We start from the raw sequence: 16,727 nt of genomic DNA, 5'->3' as shown, positions 1-16,727 counted from the left end.
GGGTCCCGGGGTGGGTGGGGGGCCCCCCCCTGTCGCCGGGGGGCCCCCCCCGCGGGCCCCGGTCGGGGTGGGTTTTAACACCCGGCCGTCCCCGCGGGCCGGCCCCCGCCCCTGGGTTGGGGGGGGCGCGGCCCGCACGGCCCGGCCTACGGAACGCGGCAGGTCCCGAGGCAGGAGCGTGCGGTTGCCTTACGGCGTGTAGACGGCGTCACTGCCGTACAGCTCCCGGGTGAAGGCGGAGACGTCGGAGCTTCGATCGGCGCCGTCGAGGTTGTACGTCAGGTAGACGCCGTACCCTTCGCTGACGGTGCGGCGGGCGAGGTCGGCGGCCGTGCTCTGCGAGGTGCGGCCGATCTCGACGGCCGCCGGTGACAGCTTCGACTTGGGCAGTGCGATGCCGGGGACCTGCCAGGTGCCGTAGTACGGGTTCCAGGCGTAGTCGAACATGGACGAGATGTCGACGCCGCCGTAGGACAGGCGCGACGCGGACGGGCCGATGTTGTACAGGCTGATGATCTTGTCCGGCATGTTCGCGCGCAGCGCCGTCACCAGCCGCACGAACGAACTGTCGTTGGGCTGGCCGGTTCCGTTGTTGCCGTACTCGGCGTACTCGTCGTCGAAGTCGATGCCGTCGAGTCCGTACTTCGCCACGGCGTCCGACAGTTGCCCGGCGAACGCCGAAGCCGCCTGCTGGGAGGGGAAGTTGGCGAAGCCGGCGCCCTGGTGGTTGCCGAGCACGGAGAGGACGACCTTGATGCCCTTCTGCTGCAACGGCCGTATCTCCGTGGCGGCGTCGTCGAGAACGCGCTGCACGTTGTCGTTGAAGTAGAGATACGCCGACTTGGTGCTCGTGTCGTAGTTGATGTTCGCCGCGAAGATCACGGCGACGTCGAAGACGTTGCCTCCGCCGTCGGCGAGCGTGTACTTGCCGACGTTGCGCATGCTGTTGTCGTTCACCTCGACGTACGCCACCGAGGTCGGCCCCTGTTTCGCGGGAGCGGTCGCCGCCGCCGCGCCGGTCGTCGTGGTCGCGCCGAAGGCGAGGACCGCCACGGCCGAGAGGGCGAACGCGGCCGCCCGTAATCTGCTCCGTACCACCGTTGACATCGTTGATCGATCTCCCCTCGCGTGGGTCGGCGCCCGACCTGTTTCGAAAGCGCCGAGTGAGCCCTCCGAGTTTTCCGCTCCCGCGACCGAATCCCGAGAACCGCGGGCATACTCTTCACGTTTCCCACGCACCTCGTCGGCGCACACCAGTCCCTGCGATCCGCCCGGTGGCAGGCGGCCGTTCAGTCGGTGCCGGAGGCGGCCAGGCCTCGCTCGATCGCCAACCGGGTCAGTTCCACCCGTGAGTTGATGCCGAGCTTGGTGAAGATGTGTTTCATGTGGGTGTTGATGGTGTGCACGGACACATAGAGCCGGTCGGCGATGGCCCGGTTGGTGAAGCCCTCCACGACGAGCGGGATCAGTTTCCGCTCGGACTCGGTCAGGTCCTCCCACCCCCGGGGGCCCGGCATGTGGGCGCGCGCGGGTGCGGTACGTACACCGAGCTGCCGCAGATGACGCCTGATCCGTTCCTGATCGTGTCGGGCTCCCGAGGCCGACGCCCAGTGCGCCGCTTCTTCGAGGTGGGAGATCGCCGACTCCGTGCCGGCCGATGCCGCCTCCAGTTCTCCGAGGTCCTCACACGCGTCCGCCAGCGCGGCCGGTCTGCCCGTTTCCCGGTAGCGGGTCACCGCGGAGGCCAGCGTGCGGCGGTCGCGCTGCAGCAGGCCCTCCGCATGGGCGGTCACCGCCCCCGCGATCTGCCGGGCCGTGGCCTCCGCGGTCAGACCGCGCAGTGCACCGGTCACCGTCCGGCCGAGCGCCCGGTCCCCACCGCGCAGCGCGATGCGGACGAGTACGGGCCAGTGGGACGGCGGCAGCGTGAGCAGTCGTGTCGGCCCGTGCACCGTGAAGCTTTCGGCGAGGATCTTCGCCGCCGCCTCGTGCTCGCCCTCCGCGTCCGCCAGGCAGGCGCTCGCGACGGCGAGCCACGGTCCGTAGCGCTGCGGGCTCGTGCCGGAGCCGGTCCGGGCGGCGTGGAGGTGGGCCCGGGCCCTGGCCGGATCACCCCGCCGGATCTCCACCAGTGCCAGTACCGAACGAGCCTGCGGGTTCGGCAGGGTGATGTCGAGTTCGTCCGCGACCATCAGTCCGGCCTCGGCCTCCACGGCCGCGTCGTCCAGCGCTCCCTGTTCGAGCAGCGCGCAGGCGCGGACCGTGTGCCAGTGAGGCAGGGACCAGCCGAGGCCCAGCGCCTCCGCCTCGCGCTGTCCCTCCCGCAGCACCCGCTCGGTGTCCGCGAGGCGGTCGGTGGCGGTCAGTACGGTCGCCAGCCACAGCGCGGGAATGCGCGGGGGCCGCAGATACGGCGCGGACGGTTCGGTGGCGGCACGCCGGGTGGCGTCCTCCGCGAGCCGGAGGGCGCGGTCCAGGTGCCCGCGGTAGAAGAACGCCTGGGACTGGAACACCATGGCGCTGACGACGACGGCCGGGTCGTGGCTGTGGTACGAGGCCTCGACCAGTCCGGGGCCGGTCCGTTCGGCAGCGGTGATGTCGCCGAGGTAGATGTGGCCCGTGGCCTTGGTCTTGAGCAGACGGTCATGGAGGTCGGACGGCAGCTCGGGCAGGTCGAGTGCCCTCCGCAGATGTGTCATCGCGGCCGCGTCGTCGCCCGCCGCCTGGTGGATCTCGGCGGCCACCAGGCGCAGACGGGCTTCCTGGAAGGGTTCGGGGACCGCCGGCAGGGTGGCGTCGACGAGGTCGAGCGCGTCGTGCACCCGGCGGGTGCGGCCGAGGTACTCGGCGGCGTCGGTCAGCAGGACGAAGCGGCGGGGGTCCTGCGGGGGCAGCAGGCCGGCGACCCGCTGGGCGAGCTCCGCGGCCGCTTCGGGCGACGACGACGACATGTCCCGTACCGCGGTGGTCATGGTCGTGACGGCCTCCTCGTCGACCGGGCCGCCCGACATGACGACGTGCCAGGCCACTTCCGCCTGCCGGGCCCCCGTCCCGCGCAGGCTCTCGGCCGCCTCCCGGTGCAGGGCGGTCCGCACGGCCAGGGGCAGGTTGTCGTGGACCGCCTGCCGCGCGAGCCCGTGCCGGAAGACCAGTCGCGGGCCGTCCGCGGAGAGCAGGCCGGAGGTCAGGGCCGCTTCGACGCCCGACAGCAGGCTGCCGGCCGTGCGGCCCATCATCCGGGCGGCCGTGACGAGGTCGAACTCGCGGCCGAGAACGGATCCGATCTGGAGGAGGTGCACGGCGTCCTCGGGCAGCCGGTCGACGCGCGCGGCCACGCTGCGCCTGAAGCTGACGGGAATGCCGTCGCCCATCAGGCTTCCGTCGCCCGTCTCGGGTCCGGAGATGCCCGTGTCGGCGAAGGCGCGGGTCAGCTCGCTCGCGAGGAAGGGATTGCCCGCGACGCCCCGCAGGAGCCTGGCGAGGCCGGGGGACGGTGCCGCGCCGAGGAGGTCGGCCGCGATCCGCTGCACCTCCTGCTGCGGCAGGGGGCCGAGGGTCAGCCAGCGGGCACCGAGTCGTTCGAGGTCCTCCCGGACCCTGGCCACGGTGGGCCGTTCGGTGTCCGACCGTACGGCCAGGGCCCACAGGATGCGCGCGGAAGCCAGTCGCCCGGGCAGGGTGCGCAGTACGAAGAGGGTGGCGGGGTCCGACCACTGGGCGTCGTCCACGAGCACGGCGACCGGGGCCCGCTGCGCCCGGTCCTCCAGGGCGTCCGCGATGGTGTCCAGCAGCCAGAGCCGCTGGTCGTCGGTGGCCGCGAGCGCGCGGTGGGCACCGTCGGAGGACTGCAGTGCGGCCTGCAGGGCGGCGCCCGCCGCGTACTGGTCGAGTTCGTCGGCCCGTACCGAGACCACGTCGAACCCGGAGTGCCGCGCCATCCGGTCCAGCTCCGCCAGCAGCCGGCTCTTGCCGACGCCTGCCGCTCCCTCCACGACCAAGCAGGCGCCGCGGCCGCCACGTACCGCGTCGAGGGCCCCACGGGCGGCTTCGATCTCATGGTCGCGTCCCCGCAGGAGGGGCCCGGTCGCGCTCTCCCGCTCGCCGTCCCCCTGGCCTGCGGGTTCCGTGCTCTGCATGAGGTCAGCATGGCTCACGGTCTCGGCGGGCCTCAATGGCGGGTCACCGCCGGCCGCCGCTTTCACCCGGGTGATTGCCGCGTCCCGGCCGTCGCCTCACCCTGTCCCGACGCATGCTCCGGGCCATCCAGATCTCTTGCCCCCTGGAGAGGAGCACGACGTGCGTACAGGCAAGGAATACCTCGCAGCGCTGGACGACGGCCGCAAGGTGTGGGTGGGTGACGAGCCGGTCGCCAACGTGGCCACGCACCCGAAGACCCGGGCCTACGCCCAGAGCCTCGCGGCCTTCTACGACCTCCACCACCGCCCGGACCTCCAGGACGTCATGACGTTCGTGGACGAGGACGGGGTGCGGCGGTCCATGACGTGGTTCCAGCACCGTTCGAAGGACGACCTGCGGCGCAAGCGGCGGTACCTGGAGACGGTGCAACGCGAACTGGGCGGCGGCGCGATCCCGCGCACCCCGGACGTCAACAACTACGTCCTGCTGACCTACGTCGACGACCCCGAGCCGTGGAGCAGCCAGTCCGTCGGGAGCGACGGGAGGGACCTGACCGCGGGGGTCCTCGATTTCTGGAACGTGGTGCGGGACGGGGACCTCAACGCGCCGCCGGCGTTCGTCGACCCGCAGGCGGACCGCTCACGCGACTCCGCCCAGGCCGAGTCCCCCGCCCTGCGGGTGGTGAGCACCTCGGACGAGGGCATCACCGTGCGGGGTGTCAAGGCGATCAGCACCGGCGCGGCCTTCGGCGACTGGATCCACATCGGCGTCTTCTACCGGCCCGGCATCGTCGCGGAACAGATCATCTACGGTGCGGTGAAGCCGAACACCCCCGGTGTCACGATCATCTGCCGCGAGAGCAACGTGCGGGACGGTGAGGAGGTGGAGCACCCGCTCGCCTCGCAGGGTGACGAGCTCGACAGCATCATCGTGTTCGAGGACGTGCTCATCCCCTGGGACCGCGTCTTCCACATCGGCAACCCCGAGCACGCCTCGCTGTACCCGCAGCGTGTCTTCGACTGGCTGCACTACCACTCCCTGGTGCGGGCGATGGTCAAGGCGGAACTCATGCTCGGTCTGGCCCTGCTGGTCACCGAGCACATCGGCACCTACCGGCTGCCGCCGGTGCAAGCCCGCATCGCACGGTTCGCCGGCTTCCATCAGTCGCTCAAGGCGCATGTGGTGGGTTCCGAGGACGAGGGGTTCTTCACGCCGGGCGGCATCTTCAAGCCCAACGTCCTGATGTTCGACTTCGGGCGGGCGTACTACATCGAGCACATCACCGAGATGGTGCACGAGCTCATCGACCTGTCGGGCCGGGCCGCCCTGATCTACCCCACCGAGGGACAGTGGCAGCGGCCCGAACTGCGGCCGTGGCTGGAGGCGTTGCAGACGGGGCCGGTCGGCCGGCCGCACGACCGGCTGAAGATCAGCCGCGTGATCCGCGACATGTTCCTGTCCGACTGGGGCGACCGGATCGGCGTGTTCGAGAACTTCAACGGCACGCCTCTGCTGGCCATCCGCACCCTCACCATGAAGCGGGCCGAGATGTCCCCGAGCGGCGCCATGGCGGACCTCGCGCGCAAGGTCTGCGGCATCGACAGCGTGAGCGAGGAGGAGGACACCGCCTACCGGTCCCAGGCGAACTACGCCCGGCGGCAGGACGCCTCACGTCAGCAGGCGTAGACGCCGACGGCCCGGCCCGGGTCACAGCACGCCGCTCTCCCGGGCCCTGGCCACCGCCTCGCTCCGGTCGTGCGCGTCGAGTTTGCGGAAGATCGCCCGCACCTGTGTCTTGACGGTGTTGTGGGACACGTAGAACTCGGAGGCGATCTCACGCAGCGTCAGCGTGCCGCACAGGGCGCGCAGGACCCTGCGCTCCCCCACCGACAGGTCCTGGGGGCGGGGGACGGCGGGGGCCGTCTCCCGGCCGGTCCGGGCGAGCAGCCCGGTCAGGATGCCCGGGCATTCGCACCGGGCCGCCTGCGCCGCGGCCGCCTGCCGCGCTCTGTGTGCCGCACCGCTGTCGCCCCGCACGCTCGCCAGTCGCGACCGGGTGACGTGCCACAGGGCCCGCACGTGGGGTTCCCCGTCCGTCCGGGACGTCCACGCCATCGCCGCGTCGGCGGCGTCCAGCAGCCGTCCGGCCTCCTCGACGTGCCCCTCCTGGAGCAGGAGTCCGGCCCGTCCGACATAGGCGGGCACCGCGACGAAGTGCCGGTCGAGGCCTGCGGTGGTGACCTCGTGCAACGCCTCGCCGCACAGGACGCGTCCCAGTTCGTGCTGTCCGGACAGGAGTGCGCAGAGCGCCCGCAGGCCCAGTGCGCGGACGAGGGCCAGAGCGTGCCCCGCGGCGTGCGCGTCCCGGGTCGCCTCACCGAGCAGGACCTCCGCCTCCTGCCAGCGCCCGGTCCACAGTAGGGCGGCGCCGCGCGCCGTGCAGACGAGGGCGCGCCACGAGGTCAGGGGCATCGTGCCGTCGACGGCGGACGCACCGAGCCGGTCGGCGGCGAGCACCTCTCCTTTCAGGCAGCAGGCCACCGTCCGGGCTACGGCAGCCGCGGCGTCGACCGTGCTGCCGTCACCGACCGTCCGCGGTCCCGTCCGCCTCAGCCCTGCCACGTCCAGCCAGCGGCCGGCCGACTCGGGGGCACCGGCGGCGAGAGCCGTCATGGCCGCCACGACACACAGTCGCGCGTCCGCGGCCACCGTGCGGTGCGGCAGCAGGTCCAGCCACTGCGCGACCTGCGCGACCTGACCGGCCGACAGGGTCTGCTCCCATGCGTCGAGGACGGCTGCGACGGCTGCCGGTTCGTCGCCGCCGAGCATCCAGTGCCGTACCGCCGCGGTGGTCCGCCCGTGCCGGGCGTACCACTGGGCCGCCGCGCGGTGCAGAGCGGTGACGGTGCCGGCGCCCTCGGAGGCCAGTGCGTCGGACAGCAGCGCCGACAGCGCGCGGTGATGCCGGTACGCCGGCGGCCCGGCGGCGACGGGTACGAGCAGTTGGACGGTCCGGGACAGTTCGCGCAGCACCGTGCCCGCCCGGTCACCGGCCAGGGCCTGGCACGGCCCGGCACTGAGCTCGTCCAGCACGCCGGTGCGCAGGAGGAACCGGCGCTGTTCGGTGGTGAGCCGGTCGAGGACCTCCGTGCTCAGGTACTCGGTGACCGCCTGCCTGCCGCGGGCCATGCGCCCGTCCGCGCCGGTGCCGTCCGCGGCACGGGCCAGGCTGCGCCCCATGATGCACAGCCCCGCCGCCCACCCCTCGGTCGCCTCGTACAGGGCCGCCGAGTCGTCCGGGGTCGGCGCGGACCCCGTCAGCCCGGTGATCAGGGTGGTGGCCTCCTCAGGAGTGAAGGCCAGGTCGCACTGGTCGAGTTCGGCCACCAGGCCCCGGGCTCGCAGGGCCGGCAGGGGCCGGCCGGGGACGTGCCGGGTTCCCAGGGCGACGCGGACGCCGTCGGGCAGCCGGGGCAGGAAGTCGGTCAGAGTGCCGAGTGCGTCGGGGTCCGTGATGGCGTCGAGTCCGTCGAGGATCAGAGTGAGTGGAGCCGCCGCGCCCAGGCCGCCCACCAGGGCCGGCAGGATCTCGCCGAGCCAGGCCGCGGCCGTCCACGGAGCACTGCCGGGACGCAGTGGCAGCTCCGGTCGTGCCTGGCGCAGCGCGCGCAGGATGCCCGCCCAGAGGCGGTCGGGCGCGTTGTCGTGGGCGTCCAGGCTGAGCCAGGCGCAGTCGCCGCGGGCGCGCAGGCGGTACGACCACTCGGTCAGCAGCACCGTCTTGCCCGCACCGGCCGGCGCGGAGACCACCAGCACGGGCTCGGTGGCCTCCTCGAGTCGGCGCAGGAGGCGCGGCCGGGACAGCAGGTGCGGGGGCAGCGGCGGGGGTTGCAGCTTGAAGGCCGGCACTGAGCTGGTCATGGCAGTTCCCGTGGAGTGAGTCGGGACGAGCGGGTGCCCCCGACGGCCGTGGTCTCGCCTCGCGGGAGCCGGACGCCGGGGGCGTAGGGGGCGACGGCGCGGTGTCCGCCGTGTGGCCGATCTGCGCGGTGTGCGCGGTGTGCGCGGTGTGCGCGGTGTGCGCCAACTGCCGTCCGGCGGGCGGCTGTCAGAGCTGCCGCGCCGTCCTCAGGGCGCCGAAGCCGCCGGCGAAGTGGACCAACGGGCGGCAGTCCACCAGGTGCGAGCAGAAGCGGACGTCACCCACGAAGATGGTGTGGTCGCCGCCGGGGAGCGCTTCGGCGACGTCGCACACGACAGCCGCGATGGCGTCCTTCAGCACCGGCACACCGTGATCCTCGACCGTCGCCACGCCCGCGAACTTGTCCGGCTTGGAGACGGCGAAGTTCCGCGCCAGGTCCTCGGCGTCCTCGCCCAGCACGTTGACCGCGAAGCGGCCGTGTTCCGCGATCGCGGTCCGCGTGAACAGGTGGTTGCCGATGCAGACGAGCAGTTGGAGCGGAGACAGGGAGAGCGCGGACACGGCGCTCGCGGTCATGCCGATGGGCGTGCTTCCGGAGCGCGTGGTGATCACGCTGACACCTGTGGCGAGCCGGCTCATCGTGGCGCGGAAGTCGACGGTCGTGTCGAGGGTTTCGGTCATCGGGAGACCTCCGTGGAAGAGGAGAAGGGCGTGGTACGGCGCGCGGGGGCGCGGAGGGGTTCGAGGACGAAGGTGCGGCGCAGCAGGGTGTACGGCTCGTGGGCCAGGCCGGCGCAGGGGCCCGCGTCGGCCTCATGCGTTTCGTAGGTCTCCAGGAGTGACTGCTTGACGCCGAAGACGGGGTCCGTGTCGAGGTACGGGTCGTCGGACGGGAAGAGCATGGTGGTCACCCGCTGGAACCCGGTGGCCTCGATCAGCACGTGCACGTGTGCGGGCCGCATGAGGGACCGGCTGGTCGCACTCATGAGGTCGCCCACCGGACCGTCCCCCGGAATGGGGTAGCCGGCGGGGCGGATCGACCGGAAACCGAAGGTCCCCGACGCGTCGGTCCGAAGCAGCGCCCGCATGGCGGGGTCCTCGCGGCCGGGCACCTCCATGTCGTAGTGGCCGTCCGCGTCGCTGTGCCAGACGTCCACGGCGGCACCGGGAACCGGCGCTCCGTCACGGTCCACGACACGTCCCTCGAAGAACAGCGGCGTGCCGGGCAGGCCCCCGGAGATGTCGGCGTCGTCGGCGTACTGCGGCCTGTCCAGCCGGAAGTAGGGGCCCAGGACACTGTTCTGGGTGGCCCCGGCCGAGCGCCCGTTGCCGAGGGCGTCGACGAGCATGGTGACGCCCAGTACGTCGGAGAGCAGGATGAATTCCTGGCGGGTCGGCGAGCATGTGTGGCCCGTCCGGGTCAGGAAGTCCACGCCCGCCGCCCACTCGTCCTCCGTCAACTCGATGTCGCGGACGAAGTCGTGGAGGTGCCGCACCAGCGACTCCAGGATCTCCGCGAGGCGGGGGTCCTTGGTGTCCCGCAGGGTCGAGATCACGGCCGGGGTGATGGTCTCGCTGGTCAGATCACGCATGGCGCGCTCCTGTCGTGAGGGGGATTCCGTCGCGGGGTCGGCCCGCGGCGCGCGAAGGTCCGTCCGCAGCCCGAAGGCCGGTCCGCGGCCGCGAGGGCTGGTCCGCGGCCGGCAGGGTCGCGTGGCGTTCACGGCGCCTCGCCGGCCCAGGCCCGGGTCAGGAAGGCGCGGACGGCGTCCCGGTCCACCGGGCGGGGGTTCCAGTAGCCGTCCTGCACGACGAGTTCGGCCGCCTGCTCGATACCCGCTTCGGGCATCCCGAGGTCTCTCAGTGCCGTGGGTGCGCCCAGCTCGCCGGAGAGCTGGAACAGAGCCGTCGCGGGGGCTTTCCCCGGTATCGCCTGCGCGAGGCGTGCCATGGCCCGGCCGGCCGCCGGGGCGTTGAAGGCGACGACGTGCGGAAGGACGACCGCGTGGGTCTGTGCGTGCGGGAGCCCGAAGGTGCCGCCCAGCACATGGCACACCTTGTGGTGCAGCGCCATGCCCACGGTGCCGAGGCACGTGCCCGCCAGCCAGGCCCCGTACAACGCATCGGCCCGTGCCTCCGTGTCGTCCGGGTCTCGCACGATGCGGGGCAGGGACCGGACGAGGGCATCGAGCGCCTCGCCCGCCATCAGGAAGGCGACCGGGTCCCGGTCCTCGGCGTACAGGGCTTCCACGGCATGTGCCATCGCGTTCAGGCCGCTCGCCACCGAAACCGCCGACGGGAGGGTGAGTGTCAGATCGACGTCGTACACGACCGTCCTGAGCAGCACGTCCGGCAGTCGCCGGGTCGTCTTCCGGCGGCCTTCGGTCTCCCCGAGGATCGGTGTCATCTCCGAACCCGCATAGGTGGTGGGCAGCGCCAGCTGCGGCAGGCCGGTCCGCGCGGTGATCGCCTTGCCCAGGCCGATCGTCGACCCGCCACCGACGGCGAGCACCGCGTCGGCTGCCAGGGACCGGGCATGGGCGACCGCCGTCCCGGTCACCTCGACGGGAGTGTGCGGCGCCGCCGCGGTGAAGACTCCGGCGGCCGCCGCGCCCAGCAGGCCGGCCGTCCGCTCCGCCTGCTCCGCCTGGTCCGGCGTCGACAGCACCAGCACGCGTCGGCATCCGAGGGCATCGGCCTCTTCGGGAATTCGTTCGCGGGTGCCGCTACCGAATATCACCTTTGTGATCTGCCCCCGGTGCACGAAGTTTTTCATGATGAATTCCCCGGTCCTGCGTTCCTCGATGATGGGGAGTAGCGTCACCACGCGAATGTCGTGCGTCAATGGAATGCACGGAGAAAGAGGCCCTACGGCGCGGGAATACCGTGTTCGCGGGACAGGGGCCCGGCAGGCAGCGCAGACCTCGTCCGCGATATCACCCATCTTGGGGATGCGGCGGCGGAGCCCGGCGTTGGAGCCTGAGCAGGGGCACCCGGGGAACGGATGCACACGGACACGTCCGTCCCTCGGCGCCGGGCCCCGCGATTCCCATCGTGGTGAAAATCCGTTGCGGATACGAATTGTTCCTCTGTGCGCATCCGCTCCTTACCGCACGACATTACTTCTGGGCGCGCACCGCAAAAGGCGGGGGGAAAAGGATGGGCAAAGTGGTCGCCTCGGCCGGGGCGGCGGCGCCGGCAGAATCGCCGGCAGAACGGACGTGCGACTGCCCACCAGAGGTGGCCCGGCTTCGGGACGCCAGGACGACCTTGCCGCACCCCGGGCGGTCACTCCGGTGGCCCGCGACGACGAAAAGGAGAGGTGAGCCCATGACAGGGACGACCGGCAGGGTGGCTCTGGTGACCGGCGCGAGCAGCGGGATCGGCGCGGCCACCGCACGTGTTCTCGCCGCACGCGGGATGCGGGTGGTGGTCAACTACCTCACCAGCGGCCAGGCCGCCGAGGAGGTCGTGGCCGGCATAGAGGCCGCAGGCGGCCGTGCCATGGCCGTGCAGGCCGACGTGCGCGAGGCGGCGGCCGTCGAGCGCATGGTCGAGCGGGTGCGGACGGCCTGGGGCGGCGTCGACGTACTCGTGCACAACGCGCTCATCCCCTACGCGGTCAAGTCCTTCCGGGACATGTCGTGGGAAGAGCTCGGCGGCAAGCTCGACGCCGAGATGCGTGCGGCGTACGCCGTCACCAAGGCGGTCCTGCCCGCCATGACCGAACAGGGCCGGGGACGCATCGTCTACCTCGGCACGGGACTGAGCCGCCGGCCGCGCGAGGGCATGATCGCGCTGGGCACGTCGAAGGCCGCTCTGGAGCAGTTCGCCCGGTACCTCGCCCAGGAACTCGGACCGCAGGGGGTCACGGTCAACGTCGTCGCGCCCGGTCCGGTGGAGTCCCGTATCGCCGATGACGTCCTGGACGACGCGACCAGACGGCGGCAGACGGCCGCGACTCCCCTGGGCCGGCTGGCCCACCCGGAGGACGTCGCCCGTGCCGTCGCCTTCTACGCCGACGACGCCAACGCCTTCATGACCGGGACCACCGCCGCCGTCAACGGTGGCATGGCCATGTACTGACAGGGACCACACATCCATGGATACGATCGATCTCGCCTACGTCGGCCGCGGCCTGCACGAGGAGCTGGCCGCCTACGTGGCCGACCAGGAGAACTTCTACGCCGACGAAGGCGTCCATGTCGCGCTGCGCGACGGCTGCACCTGGGACGAGGAGCGGCTGCGCCGCGGCGCCACCATCGGGCTCGGCCGCGCCGTGCTGTCCCGGCTGACCGACGGCACCCCCTGGGTCGGACTCAACGTCAACACCCACCGCCCGCTCTTCTGGTTCCTCGCCCGCCCCGGCCTGGAGTCCCTGGCCGACCTGGCCGGGCGACGCCTGGCGGTGCACGCCCCCCACACCGCTCCGGGGTGCTTCACCCGGATCGTGCTGCGCGGGGCCGGCCTGGATCCGGACCGCGACGTCCGGACCGTCGTCCGCCACCCCGGGGACTACGGCATGGACCTGCGCCGCCTGCGCGAGGGCGACCTGGACGCGGCCGTCGTCGGCAGCACGATCGCCCCGGAAGCGGTGGCGGCCGCACACGGCTGGCGGGTACTGGCATGGATGGGCGACCACTTCCAGATCCCCACCGTGGGCCTGGCCGTCGACACCACGTACACCGACCCCGACGCCCCCGCGGTGCAGGCCGTGCTGCGAGCACACCGGCGTGCGCTGAAGGTGATCCACCACGACCCCGACACCACCGTGCGGCACATGCGGACCTTCCTCGGCAGCCACACCGCGGAGGAAGCCCGCGCACACTACGACACCTTCATCGCACCGCACTTCACCTTCGAGGGCCAGGTCGACCTCGCCGTCGGCGACGCCGCCATCACGGCGGTCTCCACCGAACTCGGCGTCTCCCCCACCTTCACCGCGGCCGACTTCTACCGCACCGCACCTGCCGCCCCGTGACCCTGGTCCCCTGACACCGGCCGCCGCGGGGCGGGCGGTATCGGGGCCGGTCCCGGCCGCCGCGCCACGACCGGCCCCGATGGTGCGAGGGCCCTGTGGAGTGATGTCCACATCTGCCGCCGTCCCGGCACATCCGCGCGCTGCCCGATCGAGGACACTGGCATACCGTGGGTGGGGTGACGCGGCGCTCGGCCCCGCCGGCCGCGTCGGCCAGTGGCCTGCGAGAAGGAAAGTAGGCGATCCACACAGTGGCATCGCGAACCCGCGCCGGACAACCGGTGACCAACGCATGGGAGTTCGGGCCCAACGAATGGGTCGTGGACGAACAGCACGAACGCTTCCTGCGAGACCCCGGCTCGGTCGAGCCGGCGTGGCGCAACCTCTTCTCCTCCGTATCCGGCACGGCCGATGCATCACGTGACGGGGCGCGGACCGTGAGCGAACAGGCCGAGCAGGCCGCGGTCAAGGCGGTCCGCGTCGCGGCGCTCATCCACGCCTACCGTGTGCGCGGGCACCTGATGGCCGACACGGATCCCCTGGCGGCGGGGCAGCAGGCCACGCCGCCCGAACTGGACATCGCCGCGTTCCGGCTCAGCCCCGAGGACCTGCCGCGGACCTTCGTCGTCGACGACTTCGCCGGGCAGGTCACCATGACGCTCGACGAGGTCCTGCGCGTCCTGAGAGAGGCCTACTGCCGCACCGTCGGCATCCAGTACATGCACATCCAGAGCTCCGACGAACGGTGCTGGATCCAGCAGCGGATCGAAGGCCCCCTCCCGCGGCCGGACCGTGCCGAACAGTTGCAGATCCTGTACCGCCTGGGCGCGGCCGAGGCGTTCGAGAGGTTCCTGCACACCAAGTACGTGGGCCAGAAGCGCTATTCGCTCGAGGGCGGGGAATCGGCGATCGTCCTGCTGGACGTCCTGCTGCACCGCTGCATCCGCCACGGAATGCGGGAAGCCGTGATCGGCATGGCCCACCGGGGCCGGCTCAACGTCCTGGCCAACATCGTCGGCAAGTCGTACGCCGAGATCTTCCACGAGTTCGAGGACACCGTGGACGTCCAGACGGTCCAGGGCTCGGGCGACGTGAAGTACCACCTCGGCGCCGAGGGCACCTACCGGGCCCTCAACGGCAGCACCATCGCCGTCTCCGTCGTCGCGAACCCCTCCCATCTGGAGGTCGTGGGACCTGTGGCCCAGGGTGTGGTGCGCGCCAAGCAGGAGCTGCTCGGGGACGGCGACGGCATCGCCGGTGTGCTGCCCGTCGTGGTCCACGGTGACGCCGCCTTCGCCGGTCAGGGAGTCGTGAGCGAGACACTCAACATGTCGCTGCTGCCCGGCTACCACACGGGCGGAACGGTCCACGTCGTCATCAACAACCAGCTCGGCTTCACCACCACCCCCGCCCACGGCCGGTCCAGCGTCTACGCCACCGATGTGGCGCGCAGCATCGAGGCGCCCGTGCTCCACGTGAACGGGGACGACCCCGAGGCCGTCGTCCGCGCCGCACGGCTGGCCTTCGACTACCGGCAGACCTTCCACAAGGACGTCGTCGTCGACCTCGTCTGCTACCGGCGCCACGGCCACAGCGAGGTCGACGACCCGTCCATCACCCAGCCGGCGATGTACGACCGCATCGACGCCCGGCCCTCGGTGCGCGCCTTGTACGCGGATGCGCTGCTCCACCGGGGAGACGTGAGCGCACGGCAGGTGGAAGGCGCGCTGCAGGACTTCCGGGGACGCCTGGATCGGGCCTTCGCCGAGACCCACACCGCGCCCGGCCGATCCGCCGCGCCAGGTGCCGACCGGGCCGAGGGAGCGGGCGCCTCCGAGGTCGCCACCGCGATCCCGGAAACGGCGGCGCGCCGCGTCATGGCCTCCCAGACCGACCTGCCACCCGGCTTCACCGTGCACCCCCGTGTGCTGCCGCAGCTGAACAGACGCGCCACGGCACTCGACAGCGGGACCATCGACTGGGCCACCGCGGAAACCCTCGCCTTCGGCTCCCTGCTCCTGGACGGGGTGCCCGTCCGGCTGGCAGGGCAGGACTCCCGCCGCGGCGCGTTCGGGCAACGGCACGCCGTACTCACCGACCGGCACACCGGCGTGGAGCACACGCCGCTGAACTCCCTGGGCGCCCAGGCGCACTTCACGCCCTACGACTCCTCCCTGTCCGAACTGGCCGCGCTCGGCTTCGAGTACGGCTACTCCCTCGCACGGCCCGACGCACTGGTGCTGTGGGAGGCGCAGTTCGGCGACTTCGCGGACGAAGCCCAGGCGGTCATCGACGAGTACATCGCGTCGTCGGAGCAGAAGTGGGGGCAGCGCTGCGGCGTCACGCTGCTGCTGCCGCACGGTCTGGAGGGACAGGGCCCGGACCACTCCTCGGCCAGGATCGAACGGTTCCTCCAGTTGTGCGCCCAGGGGAACATGAGTGTCGCCCTGCCGTCCACGCCCGCCAACTACTTCCACCTGCTCAGACGGCAGGCACTCGGTGCGCGGGAGAGCAGGAGGCCGCTGGTCGTCTTCACCCCGAAGTCGATGCTGCGCCTGAAGACCGCCGTCTCCACGACGGCGGATCTCACGACGCACGGCTTCCGGGCCGTTCTGCCGCAGGAGGACGCGGACACCGGCCGGATCAGGCGCGTCCTGGTGTGCTCGGGCAAGATCTTCTACGACCTCGACGCCTACCGTCGCGCCCAGGAGGCGACCGACACGGCCATCGTCCGCGTGGAGCGCCTCTACCCGTTCCCGGAGCGCGAACTGGGCAAGGAGCTGGCCCGCTTCCGCGCCGACGTGGAGGTGCGGTGGGTGCAGGAGGAGGCGGAGAACCAGGGCCCCTGGACGTTCGTGGCCCGGTACCTGCAACGACTGGCGGAGCGGCCCGTCGTATGCGTCAGCCGGCCGGCGGCTTCGGCTCCGGCGGTGGGCTCCGCCCACCGGCACGCCGACGAGCAGAGGGGACTGGTGGCAGCCGCCTTCCGCTGAACCGCCGTCAGCCGGGCGCGACGTCCGCCTTGTCCCGACGCGACGTCCGCCTTGTCCGCAGTGTTTCGACGCACCAGGGGGCAACCATCGACAGCGATCCGTATCCGCCCCTGGCCGATGTCGTCGCCGAGCGCCTGGACGTCGTCTTCGTGGGGATCAATCCAGGGCTGGCGTCGGCTCTTCGGGGCCACAGCTTCTCCACCCCCGGCAACAGGATGTGGCCGGCCCTGCACCGCTCGGGTTTCACGCCGCACCGGTTCCGGCCCGAGCAGGAACGCGACCTGCTCGGTCTGGGCCTGGGCATCACGAGCATCGTCCGAAGGCCCACGGCCCGGGCAGCGGAGCTCACGCCCGGCGAATACCTCCAGGGAGGTGAGGACCTCGTCCGGCGCATGGAGGTCCTCAGCCCCACGTGGCTCGCGTTCCTGGGCGTCACCGGGTACCGCGCGGCGTTCGGGGCCGTCGAGGCGGGTGTGGGCGCGCAGCCGACGGCCCTCGCCGGAGCACGCGTATGGGTACTGCCGAACCCCAGTGGCCTCAACGCCCACTACCCGCCGCCGGCGCTCGCCGTCGAGTTCGCCAGGCTCCGGGTCGCCACCGGTCTGCCCGACCGTTCGGGCCTGATCGGCGACGGCCCGTTCGGCCATCGGATCGGCTGAAGGGAGGCGTTACGGCGCGGCCATGCGCCCGCGGTCCA

The 16,727-nt window shown here is 71.9% G+C and carries 11 protein-coding genes; 5 read left to right on the top strand and 6 right to left on the bottom strand.

Annotated elements, in window-relative coordinates; translation table 11 throughout:
• Positions 1-189: 189 nt before the first annotated feature.
• The gene (locus ACIRPX_RS21545) at positions 190-1,107 is read right to left on the bottom strand and encodes an endo-beta-N-acetylglucosaminidase H (RefSeq protein WP_404196826.1); all 918 of its coding nucleotides are present in this window, start codon (positions 1,105-1,107) and stop codon (positions 190-192) included.
• Positions 1,108-1,289: 182 nt separating this feature from the next.
• Positions 1,290-4,136 (bottom strand): helix-turn-helix transcriptional regulator, encoded by a 2,847-nt coding sequence (locus tag ACIRPX_RS21540; protein ID WP_404196824.1) that lies wholly within the window; start codon positions 4,134-4,136, stop codon positions 1,290-1,292.
• Positions 4,137-4,296: 160 nt separating this feature from the next.
• Between ACIRPX_RS21540 and ACIRPX_RS21535 the strand changes: the two genes are divergently transcribed.
• Positions 4,297-5,823 (top strand): 4-hydroxyphenylacetate 3-hydroxylase family protein, encoded by a 1,527-nt coding sequence (locus ACIRPX_RS21535; RefSeq protein WP_404196822.1) that lies wholly within the window; start codon positions 4,297-4,299, stop codon positions 5,821-5,823.
• A gap of 21 nt (positions 5,824-5,844) precedes the next feature.
• Here ACIRPX_RS21535 and ACIRPX_RS21530 read toward each other — a convergent pair whose 3' ends face one another.
• The 4 genes from ACIRPX_RS21530 to ACIRPX_RS21515 form a co-directional block, all read right to left on the bottom strand.
• Positions 5,845-8,058, bottom strand: a complete 2,214-nt coding sequence (locus tag ACIRPX_RS21530; protein WP_404196820.1) for a LuxR C-terminal-related transcriptional regulator — start codon at positions 8,056-8,058, stop codon at positions 5,845-5,847.
• A gap of 187 nt (positions 8,059-8,245) precedes the next feature.
• Entirely contained in the window at positions 8,246-8,740 is a 495-nt protein-coding gene (locus ACIRPX_RS21525; RefSeq protein WP_404196817.1) for a flavin reductase family protein, read from the bottom strand.
• Entirely contained in the window at positions 8,737-9,651 is a 915-nt protein-coding gene (locus tag ACIRPX_RS21520; protein ID WP_404196815.1) for a dioxygenase, read from the bottom strand. Before ACIRPX_RS21520 ends, ACIRPX_RS21525 begins: the two co-directional genes overlap by 4 nt.
• A 128-nt stretch (positions 9,652-9,779) precedes the next feature.
• A complete protein-coding gene (locus tag ACIRPX_RS21515; RefSeq protein WP_404196871.1) occupies positions 9,780-10,835 on the bottom strand; it encodes a maleylacetate reductase in 1,056 nt (351 codons plus the stop codon).
• Between the two features lie 554 nt (positions 10,836-11,389).
• On the opposite strand from ACIRPX_RS21515, the gene ACIRPX_RS21510 reads away from it, so the two are divergent.
• From ACIRPX_RS21510 to mug, 4 genes are all read left to right on the top strand, one after another.
• On the top strand, positions 11,390-12,145 hold the full coding sequence (locus ACIRPX_RS21510) for an SDR family NAD(P)-dependent oxidoreductase (RefSeq protein ID WP_404196812.1): 756 nt from the start codon (positions 11,390-11,392) through the stop codon (positions 12,143-12,145).
• Between the two features lie 16 nt (positions 12,146-12,161).
• Positions 12,162-13,040, top strand: coding sequence for an ABC transporter substrate-binding protein (locus ACIRPX_RS21505; RefSeq protein ID WP_404196809.1), 879 nt, complete (start codon positions 12,162-12,164; stop codon positions 13,038-13,040).
• 278 nt (positions 13,041-13,318) lie between these two features.
• Positions 13,319-16,030 (top strand): multifunctional oxoglutarate decarboxylase/oxoglutarate dehydrogenase thiamine pyrophosphate-binding subunit/dihydrolipoyllysine-residue succinyltransferase subunit, encoded by a 2,712-nt coding sequence (locus ACIRPX_RS21500; RefSeq protein ID WP_404196807.1) that lies wholly within the window; start codon positions 13,319-13,321, stop codon positions 16,028-16,030.
• A 110-nt stretch (positions 16,031-16,140) separates the two neighbouring features.
• On the top strand, positions 16,141-16,689 hold the full coding sequence (gene mug, locus ACIRPX_RS21495) for a G/U mismatch-specific DNA glycosylase (protein ID WP_404196868.1): 549 nt from the start codon (positions 16,141-16,143) through the stop codon (positions 16,687-16,689).
• The last annotated feature ends 38 nt before the right edge of the window (positions 16,690-16,727 follow it).

This window comes from Streptomyces sp. NPDC101225 (assembly GCF_044767585.1).
Classification (GTDB): Bacteria; Actinomycetota; Actinomycetes; order Streptomycetales; family Streptomycetaceae; genus Streptomyces.
Note: the sequence above shows the minus strand (reverse complement) of the source record. Positions and strands in the feature narration are given on the sequence as shown.

Coding starts and splice junctions, on each gene's coding strand:
- ACIRPX_RS21505 (WP_404196809.1), top strand. CDS start 12,162: ATGGATACGATCGATCTCGCCTACGTCGGCCGCGGCCTGCACGAGGAG.
- ACIRPX_RS21525 (WP_404196817.1), bottom strand. CDS start 8,740: ATGACCGAAACCCTCGACACGACCGTCGACTTCCGCGCCACGATGAGC.
- ACIRPX_RS21540 (WP_404196824.1), bottom strand. CDS start 4,136: ATGCAGAGCACGGAACCCGCAGGCCAGGGGGACGGCGAGCGGGAGAGC.
- ACIRPX_RS21510 (WP_404196812.1), top strand. CDS start 11,390: ATGACAGGGACGACCGGCAGGGTGGCTCTGGTGACCGGCGCGAGCAGC.
- ACIRPX_RS21520 (WP_404196815.1), bottom strand. CDS start 9,651: ATGCGTGATCTGACCAGCGAGACCATCACCCCGGCCGTGATCTCGACC.
- ACIRPX_RS21545 (WP_404196826.1), bottom strand. CDS start 1,107: ATGTCAACGGTGGTACGGAGCAGATTACGGGCGGCCGCGTTCGCCCTC.
- ACIRPX_RS21515 (WP_404196871.1), bottom strand. CDS start 10,835: ATGAAAAACTTCGTGCACCGGGGGCAGATCACAAAGGTGATATTCGGT.
- ACIRPX_RS21530 (WP_404196820.1), bottom strand. CDS start 8,058: ATGACCAGCTCAGTGCCGGCCTTCAAGCTGCAACCCCCGCCGCTGCCC.